20 protein-coding genes and 1 tRNA gene are annotated in these 26526 nt (G+C 70.0%); 7 read left to right on the top strand and 14 right to left on the bottom strand.

Features of this window, described 5'->3' with window-relative positions:
* Positions 1–78 precede the first annotated feature (78 nt).
* The 3 genes from ABD844_RS21525 to ABD844_RS21515 form a co-directional block, all read right to left on the bottom strand.
* Complete coding sequence (locus ABD844_RS21525) at positions 79–1056, bottom strand: ribose-phosphate diphosphokinase (RefSeq protein ID WP_344880548.1); 978 nt, start codon at positions 1054–1056, stop codon at positions 79–81.
* Positions 1053–2504 (bottom strand): bifunctional UDP-N-acetylglucosamine diphosphorylase/glucosamine-1-phosphate N-acetyltransferase GlmU, encoded by a 1452-nt coding sequence (glmU, locus tag ABD844_RS21520; RefSeq protein ID WP_344880545.1) that lies wholly within the window; start codon positions 2502–2504, stop codon positions 1053–1055. The genes ABD844_RS21525 and glmU overlap by 4 nt, the downstream gene beginning before the upstream one ends.
* A 272-nt stretch (positions 2505–2776) precedes the next feature.
* Positions 2777–2848: transfer RNA gene (locus tag ABD844_RS21515), tRNA-Gln, on the bottom strand.
* Between the two features lie 275 nt (positions 2849–3123).
* Between ABD844_RS21515 and ABD844_RS21510 the strand changes: the two genes are divergently transcribed.
* From ABD844_RS21510 to ABD844_RS21495, 4 genes are all read left to right on the top strand, one after another.
* The gene (locus ABD844_RS21510; protein WP_344880542.1) at positions 3124–4062 is read left to right on the top strand and encodes an acyl-CoA desaturase; all 939 of its coding nucleotides are present in this window, start codon (positions 3124–3126) and stop codon (positions 4060–4062) included.
* Positions 4063–4105: 43 nt separating this feature from the next.
* Positions 4106–5011 (top strand): TetR/AcrR family transcriptional regulator, encoded by a 906-nt coding sequence (locus tag ABD844_RS21505; RefSeq protein WP_425568627.1) that lies wholly within the window; start codon positions 4106–4108, stop codon positions 5009–5011.
* Between the two features lie 119 nt (positions 5012–5130).
* Entirely contained in the window at positions 5131–7191 is a 2061-nt protein-coding gene (locus tag ABD844_RS21500) for an RNA degradosome polyphosphate kinase (RefSeq protein ID WP_344880536.1), read from the top strand.
* Positions 7184–8026: an NUDIX hydrolase gene (locus ABD844_RS21495; RefSeq protein ID WP_344880533.1), complete on the top strand. Its 843-nt coding sequence runs from the start codon at positions 7184–7186 to the stop codon at positions 8024–8026. The genes ABD844_RS21500 and ABD844_RS21495 overlap by 8 nt, the downstream gene beginning before the upstream one ends.
* Before the next feature lie 54 nt (positions 8027–8080).
* Here the strand turns inward: ABD844_RS21495 and ABD844_RS21490 are convergent, their stop codons facing one another.
* The 3 genes from ABD844_RS21490 to ABD844_RS21480 are packed head-to-tail and all read right to left on the bottom strand — an operon-like array spanning position 8081 to position 10729.
* Positions 8081–9559 carry a CYTH and CHAD domain-containing protein gene (locus ABD844_RS21490; RefSeq protein ID WP_344880530.1) on the bottom strand — a complete coding sequence of 493 codons (1479 nt, stop codon included), beginning with the start codon at positions 9557–9559 and terminating at the stop codon, positions 8081–8083.
* A 52-nt stretch (positions 9560–9611) separates the two neighbouring features.
* Positions 9612–9962 (bottom strand): VOC family protein, encoded by a 351-nt coding sequence (locus tag ABD844_RS21485; RefSeq protein ID WP_344880527.1) that lies wholly within the window; start codon positions 9960–9962, stop codon positions 9612–9614.
* Positions 9959–10729: a trans-aconitate 2-methyltransferase gene (locus ABD844_RS21480; protein WP_344880525.1), complete on the bottom strand. Its 771-nt coding sequence runs from the start codon at positions 10727–10729 to the stop codon at positions 9959–9961. The genes ABD844_RS21485 and ABD844_RS21480 overlap by 4 nt, the downstream gene beginning before the upstream one ends.
* A gap of 57 nt (positions 10730–10786) precedes the next feature.
* On the opposite strand from ABD844_RS21480, the gene ABD844_RS21475 reads away from it, so the two are divergent.
* Positions 10787–11293 carry a MarR family winged helix-turn-helix transcriptional regulator gene (locus ABD844_RS21475; protein WP_344880522.1) on the top strand — a complete coding sequence of 169 codons (507 nt, stop codon included), beginning with the start codon at positions 10787–10789 and terminating at the stop codon, positions 11291–11293.
* A gap of 687 nt (positions 11294–11980) precedes the next feature.
* Here the strand turns inward: ABD844_RS21475 and ABD844_RS21470 are convergent.
* From ABD844_RS21470 to rsmA, 4 genes are all read right to left on the bottom strand, one after another.
* Complete coding sequence (locus tag ABD844_RS21470) at positions 11981–13870, bottom strand: ABC-F family ATP-binding cassette domain-containing protein (protein ID WP_344880519.1); 1890 nt, start codon at positions 13868–13870, stop codon at positions 11981–11983.
* 667 nt (positions 13871–14537) lie between these two features.
* A complete protein-coding gene (locus ABD844_RS21465) occupies positions 14538–15440 on the bottom strand; it encodes a 4-(cytidine 5'-diphospho)-2-C-methyl-D-erythritol kinase (protein ID WP_344880516.1) in 903 nt (300 codons plus the stop codon).
* A 581-nt stretch (positions 15441–16021) separates the two neighbouring features.
* Entirely contained in the window at positions 16022–16570 is a 549-nt protein-coding gene (locus tag ABD844_RS21460; protein ID WP_344880513.1) for an NlpC/P60 family protein, read from the bottom strand.
* 552 nt (positions 16571–17122) lie between these two features.
* Complete coding sequence (rsmA, locus tag ABD844_RS21455; protein ID WP_344880510.1) at positions 17123–17983, bottom strand: 16S rRNA (adenine(1518)-N(6)/adenine(1519)-N(6))-dimethyltransferase RsmA; 861 nt, start codon at positions 17981–17983, stop codon at positions 17123–17125.
* Positions 17984–18029: 46 nt separating this feature from the next.
* On the opposite strand from rsmA, the gene ABD844_RS21450 reads away from it, so the two are divergent.
* Positions 18030–20186 carry a serine/threonine-protein kinase gene (locus ABD844_RS21450; protein WP_425568623.1) on the top strand — a complete coding sequence of 719 codons (2157 nt, stop codon included), beginning with the start codon at positions 18030–18032 and terminating at the stop codon, positions 20184–20186.
* Complete coding sequence (locus ABD844_RS21445; protein ID WP_344880506.1) at positions 20183–21382, top strand: hypothetical protein; 1200 nt, start codon at positions 20183–20185, stop codon at positions 21380–21382. Before ABD844_RS21450 ends, ABD844_RS21445 begins: the two co-directional genes overlap by 4 nt.
* 85 nt (positions 21383–21467) lie before the next feature.
* Here ABD844_RS21445 and ABD844_RS21440 read toward each other — a convergent pair whose 3' ends face one another.
* From ABD844_RS21440 to ABD844_RS21425, 4 genes are all read right to left on the bottom strand, one after another.
* Positions 21468–22382 carry a resuscitation-promoting factor gene (locus ABD844_RS21440; protein WP_344880503.1) on the bottom strand — a complete coding sequence of 305 codons (915 nt, stop codon included), beginning with the start codon at positions 22380–22382 and terminating at the stop codon, positions 21468–21470.
* A gap of 83 nt (positions 22383–22465) precedes the next feature.
* A complete protein-coding gene (locus ABD844_RS21435; protein WP_344880500.1) occupies positions 22466–23320 on the bottom strand; it encodes a TatD family hydrolase in 855 nt (284 codons plus the stop codon).
* An 82-nt stretch (positions 23321–23402) separates the two neighbouring features.
* A complete protein-coding gene (gene metG / locus ABD844_RS21430; RefSeq protein WP_344880497.1) occupies positions 23403–25184 on the bottom strand; it encodes a methionine--tRNA ligase in 1782 nt (593 codons plus the stop codon).
* A gap of 86 nt (positions 25185–25270) precedes the next feature.
* On the bottom strand, positions 25271–26491 hold the full coding sequence (locus ABD844_RS21425; RefSeq protein WP_344880494.1) for a glycosyltransferase family 2 protein: 1221 nt from the start codon (positions 26489–26491) through the stop codon (positions 25271–25273).
* Between the last annotated feature and the right edge of the window lie 35 nt (positions 26492–26526).

Genomic DNA, 26526 nt, shown 5'->3' with positions numbered 1-26526 from the left:
GGGACGGATTGTCGAACGCTCACCCTCACCCGCCCTAGCGGAAGGCATTACGAGCGCAACCCCACTATCCTACTGGGCTCAGGTGTCACCCTCGAACAGGCTCGTGACCGAGCCGTCCTGGAAGACCTCGGTGATCGCGCGGGCGATGAGCGGCGCGATGGACAGCACGGTGAGCTTGTCGAACCTGTTGGCCGTCGACAGCGGCAGCGTGTTGGTGACGATGACCTCGGAGATCCGGGAGTTCTTCAGCCGGTCGACCGCGGGGTCGGAGAAGACCGCGTGGGTGGCGGCGGTGATCACGTTGGTGGCGCCCTGCTCGTAGAGCGCGTCGGCGGCCTTGCAGATCGTGCCCGCGGTGTCGATCATGTCGTCGATCACCACGCAGGTGCGCCCGCGTACGCGGCCGACGACCTCGTTGACCTTCACCTGGTTGGCCACGTCGAGGTCGCGGCGCTTGTGGATGAACGCCATCGGCGTGCCCAGCGTGTCGGCCCAGCGCTCCGACAGGCGCACGCGGCCGGTGTCGGGCGAGACGACCGTGGTGTTCTCCAGGTCGAGCTTGTTCTTGAGGTAGCTCTCCAGCACCGGCATGGCGAACAGGTGGTCGACAGGGCCGTCGAAGAAGCCCTGGATCTGGGAGGTGTGCAGGTCGATCGACATGAGCCGGTCGGCGCCCGCGGTCTTGAACATGTCGGCCATCAGCCGGGCCGTGATGGGCTCGCGCCCGCGGCCCTTCTTGTCCTGGCGCGCGTAGCCGAAGAACGGCATGACCACGGTGATGCGCTTGGCGGAGGCCCGCTTGAGCGCGTCGACCATGATGAGCTGTTCCATGATCCACTTGTTGATGGGCCCGGTGTGGCTCTGGATGACGAAGGCGTCACAGCCGCGTACGGACTCGAGGTAACGGGCGTAGATCTCGCCGTTGGCGAAGTCGATGAGCCTGGTGGGGGTGAGGGAGACGCCGACGTGCTGGGCGACCTCCTCGGCCAGCTCCGGATAGGCCCGCCCGGAGAAGAGCATGAGGTTCTTCTCGCCGGGCTGCTTGATGCTGGTCACTGCTTCTTCTCCTGCTGCTCTTGCCCGGCCAGCGCCCGCTCGGCGGCCGCGGCCGACTTCGTGCCCGCGCGCCTGCGCAAGACCCATTTCTCGATGTTGCGCTGCCGCGCCCGCGCCACACCCATGGCGCCGGGCGGTACGTCGTCGACGATCACCGAGCCGGCCGCCGTGTAGGCGCCGTCGTTGACCGTCACCGGGGCGACGAGCATGGTGTCGCAGCCGACGAACACGCCGTCGCCCAGGGTGGTGCGGTGCTTGTCGACCCCGTCGTAGTTCACGAAGACGGTGGAGGCGCCGATGTTGACGTCGGCGCCGATGATGGCGTCGCCCGCGTAGGACAGGTGCGGCACCTTGGAGCGCTCGCCGACCGTGGTGTTCTTCATCTCGACGAACGTGCCCGCCTTCGACCTGCGGCCCAGCACGGTGCCCGGGCGCAGGTAGGCGTAGGGGCCGACGTTGGCCTCCGGGCCGACCTCGGCCTGGTCGCACACGGCGTTGCGCACCACGGCGCCCTCGCCGACGAAGGTGTCGGTCAGGGTGGTGGCGGGGCCGACCTCCGCCCCCGCCTCGATCACGGTGGCGCCGCGGAGCTGGGTGCCCGGATGGACGACCGCGTCGGGCCCGATGCGGACGCCGGCGTCGATCCACGTGCTGGCCGGGTCGATGATCGTGACGCCGGCGCGCATGTGCTCCTCCAGCAGGCGCTGGTTGAGCACCTTGCGGACGAAGGCAAGCTGCACGCGGTCGTTGACGCCCTCGACCTCGGCGAAGTCGGCGGCCACGAAGGCGCCGACCCGGTGGCCGTCGCGGCGCAGGATGGCCAGGACGTCGGTGAGGTATTCCTCGCCCTGGGCGTTGTCGGTGGACACGCGCTTGACGGCGTCGGCCAGCAGCAGGCCGTCGAAGGCGTAGATGCCGGAGTTCATCTCCTTGATGGCACGCTGACCGGGGTCGGCGTCCTTGTCCTCGACGATCTCCAGCACGGCGCCGGCCTCGTCGCGGACGATCCGGCCGTAGCCGGTCGGGTCGGGCACCTCGGCGGTCAGCACGGTGACCGCGTTGCTCTCCGCGGCGTGCCGGTCGAGCAGCTCGGCCATGGTCTTGGCGCGCAGCAGCGGCACGTCGCCGTAGGTGACCAGGACCGTGCCGGAGATCGTGCCGACCTCTTCGAGCACCGTACGCACGGCGTGGCCGGTGCCGCGCTGCTCGCGCTGGACGACGGCGCGCGCGTCGGGGCTGGTGGCGGCGAGATGGCCGCCGACCCGTTCGAGCGCGTGGCCGATGACGACGATGAGCTGCTCGGGACCGAGGTCGCGGGCGGCGGCGAGCATGTGGTCGACCAGCGCGCGGCCGCACACCTCATGGAGGACTTTCGGGGTCTGGCTCTTCATCCTGGTGCCCTCGCCCGCGGCGAGGACGATGACGGCTGCCGGGCGCGGCACACTCACGGACTGAGGCTCCCTGTGTCTGGACGGATCAGGGCTATCGGCACGTCAACCGCGCCGCTCTGCGGTGGGTCGCGTTCAGCGCTCCGCCGCAGCCTGCACATCGCGCAGCTATGGGCGGACCGCGTTCACAGACCGCCACAGCTTGCACATCGCAGCTATGGTGAACCGCGTTCAGCGGGCCGCCACAGCTTGCACGTAGTGCAGCTACCCTCCCGACACCGTGAGGATACCTGGCCCCGCCCCGGACGTTCTCCAGGGGAGGCACATCAAAGCTCCCGGAAGAGGACTCGAACCCCTACAAAGTGGACCAAAACCACTTGTCCTGCCGATTAGACGATCCGGGACAGATCGGACACGTGAGTCCGACGCCTCTCTACGATACCGACCCCGCACCCGGACGCGCGCCCGTATTAGCCGTCACCGTGTCCCGCCGCGCCCCATCGCGTCGCCCGCGTAACAGACCCGCCGAAAGGGCGCAAGGCACAAATCCCACCCACCTCGCGCCGCGCACCCTCACGTTTTACACATTCACGGCTTAGGTCTTCCTTACTTACGCTAGCGTAGGTTACGGTCGCGTAGACCGGACATTCATCCTCATACATGTCGTTGGAGGTCGCCAATGACCGTTGTCGCCGAGCGTTCCGCATCCGCGCCGAAGCCCGAGTTCGAGCCTGAGCCGAAGTCCAAGTCCGAGCTGTTCACCTTCGGCGTGGTGGTCGGGCTGCCGCTCGTCGCGATCGCGGCGGCCGTGCCGCTCGCGTGGGGATGGGGGCTCGGCTGGACGGACATCGCCATCGCCCTCGTCTTCTACGTGGTCTCCGGGCTGGGCGTCACCGTCGGCCTGCACCGCTACTTCACGCACGGCTCCTTCAAGGCCAAGCGGCCGCTCAAGATCGCCATGGGCATCGCGGGCACCCTGTCGCTGGAGATGTCCGTGCTGGACTGGGTGGCCACGCACCGCAAGCACCACAAGTTCTCCGACAAGGAGGGCGACCCGCACTCGCCGTGGCGCTTCGGCCCCGGCTTCAAGAACATGGCCAAGGGCCTGCTCTACGCCCACATGGGCTGGCTGTTCGAGAGCGAGCGCACCAACAGGGAGAAGTACGCCCCCGACCTGTGCAAGGACCCCGACGTGCTGAAGCTGCACAGGTGGTTCGGCCCCATCGCGCTCACCTCGATCCTGCTGCCCGGCGTGCTGGGCCTGCTGCTCACCTGGTCCTGGCAGGGCGGGCTGACCGCGCTGTTCTGGGGCTCACTCGTCCGCATCGGGCTGCTGCACCACGTGACCTGGTCGATCAACTCGATCTGCCACGTCTTCGGCGAGGAGGACTTCCAGGTCCGCGACAAGTCGCGCAACGTGTGGTGGCTGGCCATCCCCTCCTTCGGCGAGTCGTGGCACAACCTGCATCACTCCGACCCGACCTGTGCCAGGCACGGCGCGCTGAAGGGCCAGATCGACCTCAGCGCCGGCCTCATCCGGATCTTCGAGAAGCTGGGCTGGGTGTACGACGTCCGCTGGCCGACGCCCGAGCGCCTGGCGGCGAAGCGCATTGCCTGATGCCGATCAGCCGGTGAGCGGCGGCGCAGCCGTGGCCGTCATTATGGAGACCGTGACCGAACCCCAATCCCGCAGACGCATGTCCGGTGCAGAGCGAAGAGAGCAGTTGGTCCGCATCAGCCGCGCTCTCTTCGCGGAGAAGGGCTTCGACGGCACCTCCATCGAGGAGATCGCAGCTACCGCACAGGTGTCGAAACCCGTGGTGTACGAGCATTTCGGCGGCAAGGAAGGCGTCTACGCGGTCGTCGTCGACCGGGAGATGCAGAAGCTGCTCGGCATGATCACCGACGGCCTCGCCGCCGCCCACTCCCTGGTCAAGCTAGAGCGGGCCGCGCTGGGCCTGCTGCGCTACATCGAGGAGAGCAGCGAGGGCTTCCGCATCCTGATCCGCGACTCGCACGCCGCCTCGGGCACCGGCACCTTCGCGAGCCTGATCAGCGAGATCGCCAGCCAGGTCGAGGACGTCCTGGCCGACGAGTTCGCGGCCCGCGGCTACGACCCCAAGCTCGCGCCGATGTACGCCCAGATGCTGGTCGGGATGGTCGCGCTGACCGGCCAGTGGTGGCTCGACGTCCGCAAGCCGGGCCGCGAGGAGGTCGCGGCCCACCTGGTCAACCTGGCCTGGAACGGGCTGACCGGGCTCGATCCGAACCCGTCGCTCACCACCAGGACCCGTGGCGCCGCCACCGCGGCCAAACCGCGCGCCACCAGCGAGAAGGAGCTGCGCGAGTTCGAGAAGGCCCGCGAGAGGGAGCTCAAAGAGGCCGAGAAGGTCCGCCAGCGGGAGCTGAAGGAGGCCGAGAAGGCCCGGGTACGCGAGCTGAAGGAGCGCGAGCGCCTGCTGAAGGAGGCGGAGAAGGCCCACGAGCGCGAGGAGAAGATCCGCCAGCGGGAGGCCAAGCTGGCCGAGCGGGCCGCCCGTCTCGAACAGGTAGATCACTCTGAGTAAACTCTTGAACCCGCCGGGTCTCCGGGTCGACGATTGTGTGGAGCAGGACTGACCTTTAGGGGTGAGTCATTGCTGCGACGTTAACGTTCTGTTCAACCAAACGGGGCAATATACGCCATATGTCCGCGGAACCGTTCGAGCCTGCCAACGACCTGCCCCTCCCACAGGAGCGGTTTCTCAATCGCGAAGAAAGCTGGCTCCAGTTCAACGAACGCGTGCTCGAACTGGCCGAGGATCCCTCGCTCCCGCTGCTCGAACGGGTGCGCTTCCTGGCCATCTTCGCCAGCAACCTCGACGAGTTCTTCCGGGTCCGGGTGGCCGGGCTCAAGCGGCGGATGGCGACGGGCCTGCTGCTGCGTACCAAGAGCGGGCTGAAACCGCGCGAAGAGCTGATCAGGATCACCACGATCGCCGAGGAGCTGGCCAGGCGGCACGCGGCGGCCTTCCACCAGCAGATCTCCCCGCAGCTCGCCGCCGAGGGCATCGAGATCGTCCGGTGGGACGACCTGGGCCGCGAGGAGCGTACGGAGCTGCGCAAGCTGTTCAGGGAGCGGATCAGGCCGGTGCTCACGCCGCTGGCCGTGGACCCCGCCCACCCGTTTCCGTACATCTCCGGGCTCAGCCTGAACCTGGCCGTCCTGGTGCGTAATCCGGCGACCGATCACACGGTGTTCGCCCGGGTCAAGGTTCCCTCGCAGTTGCCCAGGTTCGTCCAGGCGTCCAAGGATCGGTTCGTACCGCTCGAAGACGTCATCGCCGCTCATCTCGGGCAGCTCTTCAAGGGCATGGAGATCCTCCAGCACCACGCCTTCCGCGTCACCAGGAACGAGGACCTCGACGTCGACGAGGACGTCACAGAGAACCTCATGCAGGCCCTGGAGAAAGAGCTGCTCAAGCGGCGGTTCGGCCCTCCCGTGCGGCTGGAGGTCGAGGACACGATCACGCCCGAGGTGCTGGCCCCGCTCGTGGAGGAGCTGGAGCTGGACCCGCACGAGATCTACCGACTGACGGGGCCGCTCGACCTGACCGGCCTGCACGCCATCGCCGACCTCGACAGGGGCGAGCTGAGCTACCGGCCGTTCGTGCCCGCCGAGGTGATCAACGCCGACGACGACATCTTCTCGACCCTGCGCGAGCGCGACGTGCTGCTGCACCACCCGTACGACTCGTTCGCCACGAGCGTGCAGCACTTCATCGAGGTGGCCGCGGCCGACCCCCGGGTGCTGGCGATCAAGCAGACCCTCTACCGCACCAGCGGCGAGTCCCCCATCGTGAACGCGCTGATCGACGCGGCCGAGGCGGGCAAGCAGGTCGTCGTGGTCGTGGAGATCAAGGCCCGCTTCGACGAGCACGCGAACATCTCCTGGGCCCGCAAGCTGGAGCGCGCCGGCTGCCACGTCGTCTACGGCGTGGTGGGCCTGAAGACCCACTGCAAGCTGGCCCTCGTCGTACGCCAGGAGCCCTCGGGCGAGCTGCGCCGCTACTGCCACATCGGCACCGGCAACTACAACCCGAAGACCGCCCGCCAGTACGAGGACTTCGGCCTGCTCACGGCCGACCCGCTGGTCGGCGAGGACGTGACCGACCTGTTCATCCACCTGACCGGCTACTCACACCACTCGGCCTACCGGCGGCTGCTGGTCGCGCCCCACTCCATGCGCAGCGGCCTGGTCGCCAGGATCGAACGGGAGATCGCCCACCAGCAGGCCGGCCGGCCGGCGCGGATCAGGATCAAGACGAACTCGCTGGTCGACGAGCCGATCATCGACGCGCTCTACCGGGCGTCCAGGGCGGGCGTCCCGGTGGACCTGTGGGTGCGCGGCATCTGCATACTGCGTCCGGGGATTCCCGACCTGTCGGAGAACATCCGCGTCCGTTCGATCCTGGGGCGGTTCCTCGAACACTCCCGCGTGTACGAGTTCGGCCTCGGCAGGCGTCCCGAGGTGTGGATCGGCAGCGCCGACCTCATGCGCCGCAACCTCGACCGCCGGGTCGAAGCGCTGGTCAAGGTGACCGCGCAGCAGCACAAGGCGTACCTCATCGAGCTGATGGACCTGGCCATGGCCGAGACCACCAACGCGTGGTGGCTCAACTCCGACGGCACCTGGGCCCGTCACCCCGGCGAGGACCTGCAGAGCCGTCTCATCGGGATGCGCCGCTGGAGGACCGTTGATGACTGACCTGCTCCGGGCCGCCGGAGCCGTGCTCTGGAGGGGCGAGGAGAGCAGCCCCGAGGTTGCCGTCATCCACCGCCCCGACTACGACGACTGGACGTTCCCCAAGGGCAAGCTGAAGTCCGGCGAGCACGTGATCGCCGCCGGGCTGCGCGAGGTGCGCGAGGAGACCGGCCTGACCGTGGTGCTCGGCCGGGCGCTGCCGCCCGTCCACTACATGAGCGCCGGGCGGCTCAAGCGGGTGGACTACTGGACGGGGCGGGCGCTCTCCGACGACGGGTTCGAGCCGGGCGAGGAGGTCGACGAGCTGCGCTGGTTGCCGGTGGAGCAGGCCAGGCGGCTGCTGACGTACGAGTGGGACGCGGGGCTGCTGCGGGCCCTGCGCGCCGCGCCGCTCGTGACCGTGCCGCTCGTCCTCGTCCGGCACGGCTCGGCCGGCTCCAGGAACGAGTGGGCGGACGACGACGCGGCCCGCCCGCTCGACACCGACGGGGCCTCCCAGGCGGCGAACCTGGCCACCGCGCTGCCCGCCTACCGGCCCGAGTCGCTGGTCAGCTCGCCCAGCGCCCGGTGCGTGCAGACGCTGGAGCCGTACGCGGAGCGGGTCGGGGCCGACATCAGGATCGAGCCGCTGCTCAGCGAGGAGAGCCAGGACCCGCAGAAGACTCCGGCGCTGGTGAGGGGCATCACGCAGCCGGCGGTCGTGTGCAGCCACGGCAAGGTGCTGCCGGCCCTGATCCAGGCGCTCAGCGGCACGAACGTGCACCTGCGCAAAGGGGCCTTCTCCGTGCTGCACCGGGTCGGGGACAAGGTCGTCAGCGTCGAGCGCTACCCGGCCTGACGCCCACCATCAGTACGGTCGCCGACAGCGTCGAGTGTCGGGTGAGGAGGTTCCTCACAGCACCTTCGTCACCGCTTTGAGGGTCTTCTTCCAGAGCTTGGGGAACTCGGCGTGGGCGCGGTCGGCGGCGTTGCGTTCGACGCCGATGAGCAGCCCGTAGGTGAAGGTGTCCTCGCCGGCCTCGCGGGCGCTCTCCGCCTCCTTGGCCAGCAGTTCCTGGGCGACCACGCCGTCCTGGTAGGTGCCCAGCACCTCCTGGATGCCCTCGGCCAGCTTGGCGAGCTTGCCCATGTCGTCTCCGAGGGTGGGCTGGAGCGCCTCCGCGGTGTATCGAGCGCGTTTGGCCGCCTTGCGCACGTCGTGCATGGCCAGCTCGCGGCGGTCGAGGTCGTCGATGGCCTGGGCGAGGTCGTACCTCTTGGTCACCCGGTCCCAGTTGGCCGCGGCGATGGCGCGCAGCCGCTCCTGCGCCGGCTTGGCCGCCGCCTTGCCCAGCGCCGGCGCGGCGGCCAGCCCGTCGAGCGCGTCGAGCAGCGCGTAGTAGCGGTCGCCGCTGAGTGCCTCCTTGATGCGCCCGTACGCCTGTTGTTCGCGTTCGAGCAGGTCCGAGCCGAGCCGGGTCTGAATGGGGCCCGTGACCAGCTCCGGCGCCAAGGTGGCCAGTTCCTTGCCGAACCTGGCCCTGATCACCTCCAGGTCGCGGGCCTCGCCGAGCACGTTGCCGAGCCAGCGCAGCTCGTCCTGGATGTGGTCGGTGTCGAGCACGACGCTCTTGAACGCCTTGAGCGCGCTGCGCAGCCGGCGGGCGGCCACGCGCATCTGGTGCACGGCGTCCTCTTCTGCGCGGCGGACGCGGGGATCCTGCGACAGGAGGGCCGAGACCTGGCCCGCGACGTAGTCGACGACGATCTCGCCGGTCGTGCCGGGCTGCGTGGGGGCTGTGGGGAGCGGGGCTGGTTCGAGCAGCTTCGCGAGCTTGCTGGCGGCCTCGGAGGGGGTGGCCCCGGCCTTCCTGAGCCGCTTGCCGACCTTGGCCAGCAGCGCCTCGGAGCCGCCTTCGAGCAGCTCGGCCTCGACCTCGCGCCACCGTACGACCTTGGACTCCTCGCCGTACACCGTGCCCTTGACGCGGTCGTCGGCGATCTCGACCAGCCTGGTCTCACCGTCCTGGAGCAGCGTGACGTCCCTGCGCGTGTCGAGTTCGGCGACCGGGTGCAGCTCGACGCCGCGGGTGTAGGCACGGACGAGTTCCGCCAGCTCGGCAGGCACGACCTTGGTACTGCGGGTGAGCGGGTGGGTGATCTCCTGGCGTACACCCTTGGCCTTGGGGAGCTTCAGGTGCCAGCCGGGATCGGCGCCGCCCCGTCTTCGCCTGAGGGTGACACCTCGGGCGGCCAGCCTCAGGTCGGGCGTGTCGTAGTAGAGGGCCACGAGCTGGTAGCCCTTCGGGCCCACGACATCCGCCAGGCCGCTGAGGTCTGGAATCGCGTATTCGGGAGAGACGTCGAACTTGTCCTCGATCTCGATGCCCACTGCACCTCGCAAGAGTTCGATTTCGGACAATCATGCCACTCAACGATGAATATCACACGGGTCGCAGAAGCTCGATTCTGTTGCCCACCGGATCTTCGACATGGATGCGCCGGTATCCAGGGAAAAGATCGTCTTCCGTTGCATCCGGAAATTTCGCTATATAGGAGTCTAGGTCATCTACGAGAAAGGCGGGATGGGCCTTGCGCGCGGGCCGGAAATCGTCCTCGATGCCGAGATGAACCTCCAGGTCATCGCCCCTGAACCAGACCCCGCCGCGCGCGGCCAGTGCCGGCGGCTTGGGCACCTCACGCAGGCCGAGCACTCCCGTGTAGAACTCCCGCAACAGCGGCTCACTGCCACGCGGCGCGGCCAGTTGAACGTGATGCAGCGCTTCTATCCTCATTTCTGAGCCACCACGAAGATCCTCCGGAATGGGAACGGCGTGCCGTAACTCCTGGCCGGATACGCCTCGGCCAGCGACCCGGAGAGATCGCGCAGGAAACGCCGCCGCTCGGCCGGATCGAGCCGATCCAGGATCGGGCGCAGGGCGGTGCCGGAGACCCAGTCGAGCACCGGGTTCTCGCCCTGCAGAACGTGCACGTACGTCGTCTCCCAGGCATCCACCCGGACACCGCCCCGGTGGAGCAGATCGAGGTAGTCCAGCGGCTCGGCGACCGGGCTGTCCCTCCTGAAGTCGCCGAGCCTGTCGGACCAGGCGCGCGAGGAGCACAGCTCGCGGATGGCGACATGGCTGGGCGCGTCGAAGTTGCCCGGCACCTGGAAGGCCAGCCAGCCGCCCGGGGCCAGCGCCTCCACCCAGTGCTCCAGCACGGCGCGGTGCTCAGGCACCCACTGCAGGACGGCGTTGGAGACGATCACGTCCACGGGCCGGTCGGGACGCCACGTGACGACGTCGGCCACCGCGAACCTGACCTTCGACCCCAACTGCCTGGCCTTGCCGATCATGGCCGGGGACGAGTCGAAGCCCTCCACGGTCGCGTTCGGCCAGCGAGTGCTCAGCTTCGTGGTGAGTTCGCCGCTGCCGCAGCCCGCGTCCACGACATAATCGGGCTCGACCGCGCCCACTCTGGAGACCAACTCGACGAACGGCCGCGACCGCTCGTCGGCGTAGACGGCGTAGGTCGCGGGATCCCAGATATCTCTTGACATGAAGATAATTGATATCGAGAGAGATATCTCGACGTCAAGACAGTACACTCTTGTGTCATGACGGAGGATGCTAGGGACGAGGTGGACCGCCTCGTCGCGGCTTGGCGAACGGAGCGCCCCGACCTCGACGTCGAGCCGCTCCAGGTGCTCTCCAGGGTGTCACGACTGGCCAAGCACCTCGACCGTGCGCGGCGGGCGGCGTTCGCCGAGCACGATCTGGAGCCGTGGGAGTTCGACGTGCTGACGGCGCTGCGGCGCGCGGGGAAGCCGTACGAGCTCAGCCCCGGGGCCCTGCTCCGGGCCACCCTGGTGACCTCTGGCACGATGACCAACCGCATCGACCGGCTCGCGCAGGCGCGACTGGTGCGCCGCCGTCCCGATCCCGAGGACCGGCGGGGGGTGCTGGTGTCGTTGACGGACACAGGGCTGGCGCGGGTGGACGCGGCGTTCGACGACCTGCTGCGGAGGGAGCGGGAGCTGTTGTCGGGGTTGGAGGGTACGGACCGGCGAGCGCTGGCCTCCCTCCTCCGCACCCTCCTCGCCCCCTTCGACTCCCCCCACTGACCTCTACCTCTGCCCCTCCTCGGAAGCCGCCTGCCTCCCAGGCCACCGACCGCGCGGGGACGGCAGCCTCCGGCTGCCCGCCCGATGAGCGACGGCCTCCCGGGGGCGAACTATCTCTCAGGCAGCCAACCACCGGGAAGCAGCCGCCCCTCGGGCCGCCGATCATCCGCGAATGGCAGGCTCCGGGGCAGACAGGCCCCATAGACGGCGGCCCCTCCGAGCTACCCGCCCCATATATGGCGACCTCTCCGGGCAGCCAGCCTCATGAACGGCGGCCTCTCCGGGCAGCCAGCCCTCGTGAACGGCGGTCTCTCCGGGCAGCAACTCCCAGGTACCGCCTGCCTCCCGAGTCGCTGTCTCCCAAGGGCCGTCAGCTTCCCAGGCGGCCGATCTTTGGCAGCGGCCGGCTCCGGGCTGGTGACCCGGGGCGGCGGTTTCTTGGGAGGTCCGGCCGATCCCCGAGACCCGGTGGCGCTCCCCGGCCTTCCAGGACGGTTTGGGCCCTGCCGAGCAGGATGCAGACCGCCAGGGACGCGCGCTTGGGCGCAGGGACGCCGCGCGCTTCGGCGCAGGGACGCCGCGCACTAAGGCACAGGGGCACCGTGCGCTTGAGCACAGGGGCGCCGTGCGCTTGGGCACAAGGACGCCGTCGTTTACCGAGGCGCCGTGGGCGGCGGCGGGGGTGCGTCAGTCGCCCAGGCGGTCGGCCACCTCCAGCCACTCGGCTTCGATCGTGTCCTTCTGAACCGTGATCTCGCGGAGTTGCGCGTCGAGCGAGCCGAGCTTGGCGTAGTCGCTGGCCGCCTCCGCCATGGCGGCGTGCAGGCGGGACTCCTGCTCGCCGAGCTTGTCGAGCTGGCGTTCGAGGCGGTTGAGTTCCTTGCGGAGCTCGCGTTCCTCCTTGGCGGACAGCCCGGCCTGCGACGCCTGCCCGGCCGCCGCCGTTCCCCCTGCGGTGGCTCCCCCGACGGTCGCGCCCGTCACCGTGTCACCGGCGGCCGTCGCGGTACCCGCAGCCGTACCAGCGGCTGTGCTGGAGGCCGTCGTGGTGCCGAGGCCGAATCGGGCGGTGACAGCCGTGCCCGCGGCGCGCCGTTCGAGGTATTCGTCCACCCCGCCCGGCAGCAGCGACAACCTGCCGTCGCCCAGCAGCGCCACACACCGGTCGGTCACCCGCTCCAGGAAGTAGCGGTCGTGACTCACCAGGACGAGCGTGCCGGGCCAGCCGTCCAGCAGGTCTTCGAGCTCGTTGAGGGTCTCGATGTCGAGGTCGTTGGTGGGCTCGTCGAGCAGCAGGACATTGGGGTCGTCCATGAGCAGCCGCAGCAACTGCAGCCGCCGCCGCTCGCCGCCCGACAGGTCGCCGATCACCTTCCACTGCGCGTCGCCGCGGAAGCCCAGGCGTTCGAGGAGCTGGGAGGCGGTCCACTCGCGCTTGCCGAGCTGGAGGTACTTACGGATCTCCTCGACCGACTCCAGCACGCGCCGCGTCGGGTCGAGCTCGGCCAGCTCCTGGGACAGGTGCGCCAGGCGTACCGTCCTGCCCCTGACCACCCGGCCGGAGTCGGGGCTGACCGTGTCGGCGAGCAGCCGCAGCACGGACGACTTGCCCGACCCGTTGACGCCGATCAGCCCGATCCGGTCGCCAGGCCCGAACTGCCACGTCAGGCGATCGAGCACCAGCGGCCCCGCGCCGGGGCCGCCCGCGTGCAGGGTGACGTCTTCGAGGTCGTAGACGGTCTTGCCGAGCCGGGCGGCGGCGAAGCCCATCAGCTCGACGGTCTCGCGCGCCGGCGGCTCGTTCGCGATCAGCGCCTGAGCGGCCTCGATGCGGAACTTCGGCTTGGACGTGCGGGCGGGCGGGCCGCGCCGCAGCCAGGCGATCTCCTTGCGCATGAGGTTCTGGCGGCGTTCCTCGGCGGCCTGGGCGATGCGCGCGCGTTCGGCCTTGGCCAGCACGTACGCGGCGTATCCGCCCTCGTAACGCTCGACCCGCCCGTCGACGACCTCCCACGTGCGGGTGGACACGGCATCGAGGAACCACCGGTCGTGCGTCACCGCCACCAGCGCGCTCTTCCTGCCCGCCAGATGCCCGGCCAGCCACGCGATGGCCTCGATGTCGAGGTGGTTGGTGGGCTCGTCCAGCATGATCAGGTCGTGGTCGTCGATGAGCAGCTTGGCCAGCGCCGTACGCCTGCGTTCGCCGCCGGACAGCTCGCCCGCCTTGGCGTCGAGCTCGAGGTCGCCGATCAGGTTGGCGAGGATCTCGCGTACGCGCTGGTCGCCCGCCCACTCGTGCTCGGCCAGATCGCCCAGGACGATCTCGCGTACGGGGGTGGAGGGGTCAAGTGTGTCCTGCTGTGACAGGAACCCGACGCGCAGGCTGCGGTTGTGGGTCACCCGACCGCTGTCGGGGCGTACGGTGCCGGCGAGAACGGACAGCAAGGTCGTCTTGCCGCCCCCGTTACGCCCGACCACGCCGATACGCTCACCGGCCTCCACGCCGAGCGAGACGTCGGCGAGGAGCGGCTTGGGCCCGTATGCATGGGAAACCGACTCAAGATTGACCAGATTCATGGCCTTCCCAGGGTATCGGCTCGTAACGGGCTCCACTCCAACCTGCACCGAGCGGAGGAGCGGGAAAGTGCGGTCGGGGGCGAAAGGGATCTGAGGCCAAGCGGGTGGACGCGTTCAAGGAGTTGAGTCTCCGGGCTGCGCTTTCAGCACTTTCACGCTCTCCGACGCACCGCCAAACCCCCTGATCCCCGTCTGGCGGCCCCATACGGCCCCTTGGCAGCCCAGTGCCAACGATCTCAGGATGCGCAGAGACGGCCGCCGCCGCAGGTGAGAGCGGCAATCAGGGACACGCGGAACGTACGGCCCCTGGCAGGGATGGCTGCGAGACCGAACGCACGGCCGCTGACAGGCGCAGTCGCAAGACCAAGCGCACGGCTCTGGCACGGACGGCCGTGAGGCCGAGCGCACTGCCCTGGCACGAACGGTTGCGAGACCGAGCGTACGAGCGTACGGCCCTGGCACGGACGGCCGTGAGACCGAACGCACTGCCCTGGCACGGACGGCTGTGAGACCGAGCGCACGGCTCTAGCACGAACGGCTGTGAGACCGAGCGTACGAGCGTACGGCTCTGGCACGGACGGCCGTGAGACCGAGCGTGTGACCGTTGGCAGGGGCGGTTGCGAGGCCGAGGGTGAGGCCCCAGGCCGGGGACGGGTGTGAGCTGGTGTTAGACCAGGGTGGCGCCGTGGACCGGGCCGTGGGCGGCCACTGCGGTGTGGGCGGCGCCGGTGGCGGTCAGGCTCTGGGCCAGGTCGCGGGCGTGGGTGGCGTCGATGGCCAGGAAGGCGCAGGTGGGGCCGGAGCCGGAGACGATCGCGCCCAGCGCGCCGTGCTGACGGCCCGAGTCGAGGGTGGGCGCGAGTTCGGGGCGGAGGTTGAGGGCGGCGGCCTGGAGGTCGTTGGTCAGGTGAGACCCGAGGGCGTAGGCGTCGCCGGTGCCCAGGGCCTCCATCAGCGAATCGTCGAGCATCGGCCAGGGCACCTCGGCCCCCAAGGCCGCCCTGAGACGGTCGCACTCGGCGTACACGGTGGCCGTGGAGAGGCCGCCGTCCGCCAGCGCGAACACCCAGTGGAACGTGCCTCCCGTGGGCAGCTCGCTCAACTGCTCACCGCGGCCGGTGCCGACGGCGGTGCCGCCGATCAAGGAGAACGGTACGTCGCTGCCGAGGTCACCGGCGATCTCCATGAGATCTTCCATGGGCAACCCAAGCCCCCACAGCTCGTTGCAGGCCACCAGGGCACCGGCGGCGTCGGCACTGCCGCCCGCCATCCCCCCGGCGACGGGGATCTCCTTCTGGATGATCAGGTCGGCGCCGTAGGTACGGCCCGCGTGCTTGGCGAGCGCACGGGCAGCGCGGATCGCCAGGTTGCAGTCATCGGTCGGCACCTGGTCGGACCACTTCCCGTTCACCTGAACCGTGATCGACTCGGACTCCTTCGCCACGACCTCGTCGAAGATCGATACTGCATGGAAGACGTTGACCAGGTCGTGGTAGCCATCTTCCCGGAGCGGGCCGACAGAAAGCTGCACGTTGACCTTCGCGGGCACACGTACGGTCACCGAACTCATCGATCTTCTGCCACTCTCATCACTTGCCGGGGTCAAGGACACTCGATGTTATCGGGGCCCGCCGCCCTGACATGCGGTTCTCGAAAATATGACCCGGAGGACTACCAGATGTTCAACACGGAGAGTCAAGTTGGTGGGCATTTGCCCGATGCCGAGGACTAACGAAAAGTGGCCGGTCATCCGGTGAGCCAGCGTCGGTGAAGGCTGCTGTGTCCCAGCGACGCACTGGCGGCCGGACTGACTGCCCGGTAGGTGGGCCGTGGCACCGCCCGGGATCGTGAATCGGTCGTTCGACTCGGGTGTGTGAGGACGGGACACGGGCGCGCGAGGATGGGACACGGGCGCGTGAGGGGAGGGGACACGGGCGCTGGTCGTGTCGGACGTCGGCGCGTAGGGCGTGGCGGAGCTTGGGACGATGGCGGAGCCTGGGGCGGTGGCGGAGCCTGGGGCGGTGGCGGAGCCTGGGGCGGTGGCGGAGCCTGGGGGTGTTGACCGCCTCGGGACTCGGAGGTGGAGCTGCCCACTCGTGCCCGGCATGCGAGCCGCGTCTCGGGCTGAGGGCGAACGGAGCGTGATGCTGCTCACCCGGGACGTACGACGCCTCTGAAGGTGGTGCGGTAGTAGGACGAGGTGAGGAAGTTGGACTTTCTGACCATGTCGCCCGTCCTCGTGGCGTGGACCATGAGGCCACCCGTCAGGAACAGGGCCACGTGGGTCGGGTCGCCCGCGCCACCCCCGAAGAAGAGAAGATCCCCTGTACGGCGTGCGGCGAGAGGAATCCGGCGGCCCTGCCGGAACTGGGCCCCGGTGTAGTGACTCAGCCGTACGCCCGCTCTGGACCAGGCGTAGAGGGTCAGCCCGCTGCAGTCGAAGCCTCTGGTGCCGGATCCCCTGCCTATTCCCAGGGTGGGCCCCTTCGGGGAGCCTCCGCCCCAGGAGAAGGAGACGCCTATCTGGGTGATGGCGGCTGCGGCGGCGATCTGCCCCTTGGTCAGGACCTTGTTGGCAAGGAGCGGGCCGTTCGCTCGCGGTGGTGCGGTGGGGCCGGCATGAGCGGGGGCGGGCGTGAGAAGGGCGGCGAAGACTGCCGAGATGAGGACCAGGCACAGGGTGATGGCGTGGTGGAGCATTGATGGCCTCCCGGATGGATCGAGGTGGGAGGCCCAGCATCGGATGGCGGACGGGTGGGCGGATCGGCCGAACGGGATTCTGTGGAGGACGACCGCTTATCCACAGCCGAAGGGGTGACCTGCGGCTGTGCAGCCATAACGGCCCGCCCTGGTCCGACAAGCCCGACGGTGCGAACGGCGACCTGCACAGCAGCTCGACCCGCCGCGTCCCAGCCAGGAAGAAGCCCAGGCTGTCCTTGCGGCGATCCCGTCTCGTTCTCATCCGGGGCGAGTAGGGCGACCGGAGCGACCGCGCCGACCGGGGCGAGCAGGGCGAGCAGGGCGAGCAGGGCAACCGCGCCGACCGGGCGACAGGCCCGACCGCGCCGACCGGGCGACAGGGCCGACCGGGGCGACCGGGGCGACCGAGGCGACCGAGGCGACCGAGGCGACCGAGGCGACCGAGGCGACCGAGGCGACCGAGGAGCGTACGGCGTTTGGCGCGGGTTCTGGCCGTGGTGAGGGTGGGTTCTGGCCGTGGTGAGGGTGGGGTCGGGCCGTGGTGAGGGTGGGTCAGGGGCGTTGTTCGGCTATGCGGGCGAAGGCGTGGACGTCGAGTTGTTCGCCTCTCGTCGACGGGTCGACGCCCGCCGCGCGGAGGGCGCGTTCGGCGTCGGCGGCGGTGCCGGCCCAGGTGGACAGGGCCGCGCGGAGGGTCTTGCGGCGCTGGGCGAAGGCCGCGTCCACGACCTCGAACACCTCCTCCCGCGTGGCTGAGGTCGGCGGGGGGTCGTGGCGGGTCAGGGAGACGAGGCCGGAGTCGACGTTGGGGACGGGCCAGAAGACCGTACGGCCGACGGGGCCCGCACGGCGTACGTCCGCGTACCAGGCGGCCTTGACCGACGGCACTCCGTACACCTTCGAGCCAGGGCCGGCGGCGAGCCGGTCGGCGACCTCCAACTGAACCATGACCAGGCCCTTGCGCAGCGACGGAAGGGCCTCCAGGAGGTGCAGCACCACCGGTACGGCCACGTTGTACGGCAGATTGGCCACCAGGGCGGTGGGCACGTGGCCGGACAGGTCGTCGAGCGTGACCTTCATGGCGTCGGCGTTGACGACCGTCAGGTCGCCGCCGGCGTCGCGGTCGGCGGCCGTGATGGGGAGTTGGGCCGCGAGAACCGGGTCGATCTCGACGGCGACCACGTGAGCCGCCGACGGCAGGAGCGCGAGCGTGAGCGAGCCGAGCCCCGGCCCCACCTCGATGACGACGTCATCAGGGGACAGCTCGGCGACCCGGACGATGCGCCGGACCGTCCCCGCGTCGATCACGAAGTTCTGGCCAAGTCTTTTTGTCGGACGAAGATCTAGCTTGTTCGCCAAATTACGTATTTCCGCCGGGCCCAACAGGCTCATCATCCAACCAGTCTCCCGCATCGAAGAACGTGCGATGGCGGACGGGGAGACCAAGGGAGAGGATGGCGTGGAACAGGAAGGGACGTCCCTCATGGAGCCAACGGGCGCCGCGCCGCTCCAGCCTGCCGACCGGCGGGAGATCGGGCCCTACCGGCTGCTCGGGCGGCTCGGCGAGGGCGGGATGGGGACCGTGTTCCTCGCCCGCGCCCCGACGGGGCGTTTCGTCGCGCTCAAGGTGGTCAAGGCGGAGTTCGCCAATCAGCAGGGCTTCGCGGCCAGGTTCCACGCGGAGGTCGAGAACGCCCGGCGGGTGGCGTCGTTCTGTACGGCCCAGGTGCTGGACAACGGCGACACCGGGGACGGGCGGCCGTACATGGTCACCGAGTACATCGCCGGGACCCCTCTGTCCGACCAGATCACGACCTACGGGGCTCTGGACCCGGGGGCGTTGCACGGCGTCGCGCTGGGGGTCGCGGCGGCGCTCGCGGCCATCCACGTGGCAGGGCTGGTGCACAGGGACCTGAAGCCGGCGAACGTCATCCTCTCCCTCTCCGGCCCACGTGTGATCGACTTCGGCATCGCCAGGGCGCTCGACCGGGACACGGGGTTCACGCTGTCCGGTGAGCTGCTGGGGAGTCCTGGATGGTGGGCGCCCGAGCAGGTACGCGGTGAGGTCGTCAGCCCGGCGGCCGACATCTTCGCCTGGGGCTGCCTGGTGTCCTACGCCGGGAACGGGCGGCATCCGTTCGGGCGGGGCGACGCCGTCACGCTGGCCACGCGGGTGCTCAACTCGCCGCCCGACCTGGGTGCGCTCCCGGCGCCGCTGAACGAGTTGGCGTGGCGGGCCACCTCGATGGACCCCGCCCTGCGCCCGACCGCGCAGGATCTGCTGATCGCCCTGGTGGGAGGCAGCGCCCCGGCACCGGCCGCCACCATCGCCGCCACGCCCGCAGGTGATCCGCCGACGCTCGTCGCGACCGAGTTGCTCGGCGGCTGGCAACCGCCGAGGAACGTGGTGGACGGGCCGGACATCACGGCCGCGTTCACGACACCGCCGCCCGGCGATGCGACGGGCAGGGCGGTTCCGGGCCCAGCGGCTTCGGGGGCTGGGCTGAGGGCGGGTTCGGGGCCGGCTCCCCGTGCTGGTGAACGTTCGAGGCAAAGTGCTGGTGAAGGTGGAGGTCCCGGCGCTGGTGCCGGTGCTGGTGAAGGTGCGGGCCCCGGTGCTGGTGAAGGTGCTGGTGCTGGTGAAGGTGCTGGTGCTGGTGAAGGTGCTGGTGCTGGTGAAGGTGCTCGTGGAGGTTCGGGGCGAGGAGTGGGTTCCGCGCCGGGTCAGGGATCCCGGCCGGGTAGGGCCGGGCCGCCGTCGGCGTTCGGTGCCGCGGCCGGGGCCGGGCCGGGTCTCGCCACGTCCGGCGGTGACGACCGGGGCGCGGCCGACGTTTCGCCGCAGGCTCCGGTGTCCGTCGAGGAGCGGGCTCGCCGGGAGGAGCAGGCTGCCAGGGAGGAGCTGGCCCGCTGGCAGGTCCCCGGCCGGGAAGAGGAACGACGACCGTCGCGGGTACGCGGGTTGTTACGCTCGGCCGGGCAACCCCGGCGACCACCGGCCCCTTCGCGGCAGGGGACCGAAGCAGGCGCTGAGACCCGGCCCGGTGACGCCGTACCGACCGACCCGGGCGAGGACGACGGGGCCCGCGGCTCGCGTACGGCCGGGACGCGGTGGCTGATCGCCGCCGCCGCGGCCGTGCTGGCCATCGTCGTGACGGCGGGCGTGCTGATCGCCACCTCCGCCCGCGACACGACCACCACCACCGCCGCCCAGGGCACTCCACAGGCTGCCGGCAGCACGCGCCCGAACGACGTGGGCCGCAGGTTCGCGCTGGGCGCCGACTTCGACGACCCCGTCGCCATCGTCGCGGCGGCCCCGGAGTGCGGGCTGAAGGAGTACGAGGGCCGGACCGCCGCCCGAGGCCAGCTCTGCGTGGTCCGCTGGACGATGATCAACCCGGGCGGCGAGCGCCAGGTGCTGATCCAGCCCGTGGTCACCATGGTCGACGACCGGGGCGGGGAGCACGACGCCGCCCCCGTGACCCTGCCGCCCGCCATCCTGCCCGGTGGGAGGGTGGACAGCGCGTTCGTGTTCGACCTGGCCGCCTACCGCAGGCCCGTACGGATGACCGCGACCATGCTGGAGAACGGCCGGCAGATCGAGGTGGCACTGTGACGATCTGGTCCGTGCTCGTCGCGCTCGTCCTCGCGGCGACGGGAGTTCCGGCCATCGGCACCCCTGCCGTGGCCTGCGCCGGGGCCGGGGCCGCCGACTTCGACGGTGACGGCGTGGACGACGTCGCCGTGGGCGATCCGTTCGGCGACGATCGGAAGGGGGCGGTGCACGTCCTGTCCGGGGGCAAGGTGGTGCCCGTCGCCGTTCCCGGGCTGCTCGCGGGCGACGGTTTCGGCTGGTCCGTACGCCTCGCGCAGGTCAACGGCGACGCCTGCGCCGACCTGGTGATCGGTGCCCCGTACGCGGACGTGGACGGCGCCGAGGACGCCGGAGCCGCGTACGTGGTCTACGGCGCAGGCGCCGCTCCCCCGCAGCGCCTGGTCGCGCCCCAGCCCCAGCGGTTCGCGCATTTCGGCTGGTCGCTGGCCGCGCGCGGCGACCTGGTCGCGATCGGCGCGCCGTACGAGGACGAGGCCCAGCTCGTCGACGTGGGCACCGTCTACGTGCGCAAGGGCGCGGGCGAGCTGCGCCGGATCGGCCAGGAGACCGTGGACGTGCGGGGCAACAGCGAGGTGGGCGACCAGTTCGGCTGGTCGATGGCGTTCGGGCCGGGGAACGGGCTGGTCGTGGGCGTCCCGTACGAGAACGCCGACGGCGCGGGCCGCCAGGTCGAGGCCGGGCGGATCGACTCGGGTTCGGTCGTCTTCATCGACGACGTGCTGGCCCAGAAGCTCACCTCGGACAAGCTCGACTCACCGACCGACGCCTCAGGCGACCGGTACGGCTACGCGGTCGCCTACTCCGAGGGCTCCGGCTATGCCGTCAGCGCGCCGGGCCCCGGATACGTGCAGCTCCTGGATCCGGCCAGGAAACCCACGCGGACGGTGACGCAGGCGGGCGGGCAGGCGTTCGGGTTCTCGATGGCCGCCTCGGCGGACGGGCGGCTGGCGATCGGCGCCCCCTACGGCGGCGGGGTGCGGGTGGTCTCGTGGCTGAACGTCTCGGAGGAGCGCAGGCTGGCTACCGGTGACGGGCTGTTCGGCTGGTCGGTGGCCTTCAGCGGGAACAAGGTGTACGTGGGGCAGCCGGACGCGGGGCCGCACGGGAGGGTCGCGGTGGCCGGGCGCAACGCCGACACGGTCGAGCCGGTCCAACCCCAGAACGGGGCCGACTTCGGCGTGTCGGTGTCAGGCTAGGCGCCCCGGGCCCTTCGTCCGGCTCCGTGTCAGGCTGGGCCTCCCCGCCTCCCCGCGTCCCCGCGTCCGCTCGGCCGGCTTCGTGTCAGGCGGTGCCGAAGAGGTGGGCGCCGCAGCTCGGCCACTGGCCGTGCCACCTGCCGCCCACCTGCTGGTACAGGAGCTGCGCCCGGTACGTCTGCTCCTCCTCCGGCCAGGCGCTCGGCAGCCCCATCCCGCCCACGGACTGCCACATGGGCAGGCTGAACTGGTACATGCCGTAGTAGGGCCCCTCCGGGTTGAACGCCGTCGGGTCGCCGTGCGACTCGCACTCGGCCAGGGCCCGCCAGTCGAGCCGGGCGGTCGCGGGCACGATCTGCGTGGTGCGGGTGGGGGTGACGGTGATGACCGTCCCGTCCTTGGGGAAGCTGCCCAGCGGCGGGGTCACCCGGTAGCCTCGGCGCAGCTCGATGCGCTTCTGCCTCAGCACCTCGCGCACGGTCCTGGCGGTCGTACGCGAGGTCAGCCGCATGGTGCCCGCCACCACGTAGACCACGCGCCGGGTGTAGACGGTCAGCTCCATGCCCTCCAGCGGCACCGCGTCGCCGGGCGGGGCCGACAGCTTGCTCGCGGCGGGGGTGATGTCCAGCTCGGCCAGGGCGTCGCCGACGTTCGTGGCGGTGACGAGGTGCCTGCTGGTGTGGCCGTCGAGGGTCAGGGTGATGGGGCGGGCGCGGCGTACCTCGATGGTGGCGCCGTCGGCGACCTCCTCGTGGCCGGAGGGGTTCACGACGTCGCCGTACCCCATCGACACGCCGGCGTCGGCGAGCAGTTCGTGGACGGTCGCGGCGAAGGCGCGGACCGGCCTGCGCTCGCCGTCGACGACCACGATCACCTCTTTGACCAGGACCGACACCGCCACGAGCACGCCGACGGCCACCGCGCCGGCCAGGCACACGACGGGTGTCCACGGCGAACGCCACGGGATCGGCGGACGGGGCGCACGCCTCTTGCCTCGCACGAACCACCTCCGGTAGGGGGGTAGGACCGCCCGAACGTTAGCGTCGGGCCCGTGCCCGCCTCCACCGGTTCACCAAAAGATGGTCACCACTCGCCGAAGACCGTGACTCCGTTGGCGCTGATCGCCTCGCACAACTCATCCGGATGGACCTTTTTGACCTCGGCCAGGCAGCGCAGGGTGAGCGGGATGAGGTAGGGGGCGTTGGGCTTGCCTCGGTGCGGGACGGGCGGCAGGTAGGGGGCGTCGGTCTCGACCAGCAGCAGCTCGGCGGGCGCGACCTCGGCCGCCGCACGGAGGTAGCCGGCGTTCTTGTACGTCACAGGCCCGGAAAACGACATGAAATATCCGGCTTCGACGCACTTTTTCGCCATTTCGGCGTCACCCGAGTAGCTGTGGAAGACCACCTTGTCCGGCGCGCCCTCCTCCGCCAGCACCCTCAGCACGTCGTCGTGCGCCTCGCGGTCGTGGATGACCAGCGCCTTGCCGGTGCGCTTGGCGATCTCGACGTGGGCGCGGAAGCTCGCGTGCTGGTCGGCCTTGCTCGCCCAGTCGCGGTAGTAGTCGAGGCCGGTCTCGCCGACCGCGCGCACCTGGGGCTGCCCGGCCAGGGCCTCGATCTCCGCCAGGACCTCGGGAGTGGCCTCGTGGGCCTCGTTGGGGTGGATGGCGACTCCGGCGTAGACACCCTCCTGGTCGGCCGCCACCTGCGCGTTCCAGCGCGAGGAGGGCAGGTCGTAGCCGATCGTGACCAGCCTCGTCACCCCGACGGCGCGGGCGTCGTCGAGGATGCCGCGTACGCTCGCCCGTGCCGCCTGCGCGGCCAGCGCCACCGGGTCACCCGACGACGCCTGCCGGTCGCCCACCATGATGTCGAGGTGGCAGTGGCTGTCGAACACGGGGGCGGAGAGCGGCTCGGGCGCGGCGGGAAGCTTGGTCACGGCATCCAACGTAGCCTCCCCGCGGCCCGGCCGCGGCCACGCCACCCGTGCGGGGAACGTGGCCGGGCCGATCGCCCGCGGGTCACTCGCCCAGCCGGGCCAGCTCCTCGTCGACGACCTTGGGGTCCAGCTTCTTGAACAGCGGCACGGGCGGCGCGAGCGGCGTGCCCGGCTTGATCGGCCGGTGCTCCCAGCGGGCGGTCCCGTCGTACTCGCCGGTGATCACCGGGTAGGGGGTGCCGCCGTCTTCGTCGACCTCCTGGATCTCCGGCATGCCCGACCACACGCCCTCGCCGCCGAGCATGGCGAAGACCTTGTTGGACGAGCCGGGCAGGAACGGCGTGAGCATCGTCTTGGCGTCGTCGACCACCTGGAGCGCGACGTGCAGGATGGACCTCTGTCGCGCCGGGTCGTCCTTCAGCTTCCACGGCTCCTGCTCGGCCAGGTATTTGTTGGCCTCGCGGACCACGTCGAACGCCTCGGTGATCGCGTTCTTGAACCGCGACCGGCCCAGCTCCGCGCCCACCGGCCCGAACGCCTTGCGCGAACGTTCCAGCAGCGCCCGGTCGGCGTCGGTGAGGTCGCCTGGCTCGGGCACGGCCCCGAAGTTTTTGGCCGCCATCGAGATCGACCGGTTGACCAGGTTTCCCCAGGCCGCGACCAGCTCGCCGTTGTTGCGGTTGACGAACTCCTGCCAGGTGAAGTCGGTGTCCTGGTTTTCCGGGCCGGCCACGGCGATGTAGTAGCGCAGCGCGTCGGCGTCGTAGCGCGCCAGGAAGTCGCGCACGTAGATGACGACCTGCCGCGAGGAGGAGAACTTCTTGCCCTCCATCGTCAGGAACTCGCTGGAGACCACCTCGGACGGCACGTCGAGCGCCCCCAGCGAGCCGGGCGAGCCGTCGCGCGCGCCGATGCCGCCGTAGCCGTACAGCATCGCCGGCCAGATCTCGGCGTGGAAGACGATGTTGTCCTTGCCCATGAAGTAGTAGCCCCGGGCGTCGGGGTTTTGCCACCACTGGCGCCAGGCGTCGGGGTCGCCCGAGCGCCTGGCCCACTCGATGGAGGCCGACAGGTAGCCGATGACCGCGTCGAACCACACGTAGAGGCGCTTGTTGGGCTGGTCGCGCCAGCCGTCGAGCGGGATCGGCACACCCCAGTCGAGGTCGCGGCTGATCGCCCGCGGCTGCAGGTCGCCCAGCAGGTTGAGGGCGAACTTGAGCACGTTGGGCCGCCACTCGCCCTGCTTGGCGCGCAGGTAGGTGCCGAGCACCTCGGCGAAGGCGGGCAGGTCGAGCATGAAGTGCTCGGTCTCGACGAACGTCGGCTTCTCGCCGTTGATGCGGCTGCGGGGGTTGATGAGCTGGATCGGGTCGAGCTGGTTGCCGCAGTTGTCGCACTGGTCGCCGCGCGCCCCGTCGTAGCCGCAGATGGGGCAGGTGCCCTCGATGTAGCGGTCGGGCAGGGTGCGGCCGGTGGAGGGGGAGATCGCCCCCATCGTGGTCTTGGGGAAGATGTAGCCGTTGGCGTGGAGGCCCTTGAAGATCTCTTGCGTGACGGCGTAGTGGTTTCGCGTGGTCGTCCTGGTGAACAGGTCGTAGGACAGGCCGAGCCCGGTCAGGTCTTCGGCGATGACGCGGTTGTAGCGGTCGGCCAACTCTCTGGCGCTCACGCCCTCCTTGTCGGCCTGCACCTGGATGGGCGTGCCGTGCTCGTCGGTGCCGGAGACCATCAGCACCTTGTTGCCCGCCATCCGCTGGTAGCGGCTGAAGACGTCGGACGGCACGCCGAACCCTGAGACGTGCCCGATGTGGCGAGGGCCGTTAGCGTACGGCCACGCGACGGCGGTCAAGATGTGCTGGGACATGTTCCTAAGCCTACGGGGATCGCGAGCGGGCCTCGAACCGATTGCCCGCGAGCCCCCTCAGCGCGCCGCGGGCCCAGCCCCTGTCTCTACCGCTTCGACTTCTCCAGCGAGACCGCCTCCGCCGCCTCCTCGGCCGCCTTGGCAGCCACGTCGACCGAGCTCTCGCGGGTGCGGCGGATGCCCAGGATGCTGATGAACAGCGCCGCGAAGATCGTCTGGAAGCTCATGACGAGCGCCGTGGCGGACGGCACGACGATACGCAGCGACTCGCGCGGGTTCAGCTCGCCGAAGCTGCGGATCTGCCAGTGCACCAGCGACATCACCAGGCCGACCAGACCGGCCAGCGCCAGCAGCCCGCCGACCACGAGCCCCTTCTCCAGGCTCACGATGCCGATCAGCTTGCGGATGCGCGGCGACTCCGGCAGGAACCCCTCCTCGGCCGCGTAGACCTTGGTGAACACGGCGAACAGGGCCGCCTGGAAGCCGATCACCACCAGCGCGGACGACCCGACCAGGGTGTCGACGTCGAAGGCCAGCTCGCCGATCTCGACCGGGCCGAAGGTCAGCGCCGTGCCGGCGACCAGGCCGATGATCATCATCAGCACGCCGGGGTAGAAGAACAGCCACTTCGGGCTGTAGAGGAGCAGGAAGCGCAGATGGCGCCAGCCGTCGCGCCAGGAGCGCAGGTGCGGCGGGCGGGAGCGGCCGTCGGGCGAGAGCGTGGTCGGCACCTCGCGTACGTCGAGCCCGGACAGCGTGGAGCGGACCACCATCTCCGAGGCGAACTCCATGCCACCGGTCTGGAGCTGCAGCCGCAGGATCGAGTCGCGCCTGAACCCGCGCAGCCCGCAGTGGAAGTCGCCGATCGCCGACGGGAAGAACAGCCGCCCGACGAACGACAGCACCGGGTTGCCCAGGTAGCGGTGGAGCGGCGGCATGGCGCCGGGGGCGATGCCGCCCTTGAAGCGGTTGCCCATCACGAGGTCGGCGCCGTCGCGCAACTGCTCGACGAACGGCATCAACGCGGTGAAGTCGTAGGAGTCGTCGGCGTCGCCCATGATCACGAACTTGCCGCGCGCCGCCCTGATGCCGCCGATGAGGGCGTTTCCGTAGCCCTTCTCGTCGACATGGACCACGCGGGCGCCGGCGTCGCGGGCGAGTTGCTGCGAGCCGTCCGTGCTGCCGTTGTCGGCGATCAGCACTTCGCCCTCGATGCCGTGCTCCTCCATGCACGCCAACGCCTTGCGTACACAGACTTCCACGGTCTCCGCCTCATTGAGGCAGGGCATGACCACCGTCAGTTCCACGTGTCTACCCTTCAGTTAAAGCTCTTCAGTGGACC

The organism is Nonomuraea antimicrobica (assembly GCF_039536965.1).
GTDB classification, from domain to species: Bacteria; Actinomycetota; Actinomycetes; order Streptosporangiales; family Streptosporangiaceae; genus Nonomuraea; species Nonomuraea antimicrobica.
The sequence above is the reverse complement of the archived record's forward strand: the minus strand, read 5'-3'. Positions and strand labels throughout refer to the sequence as shown.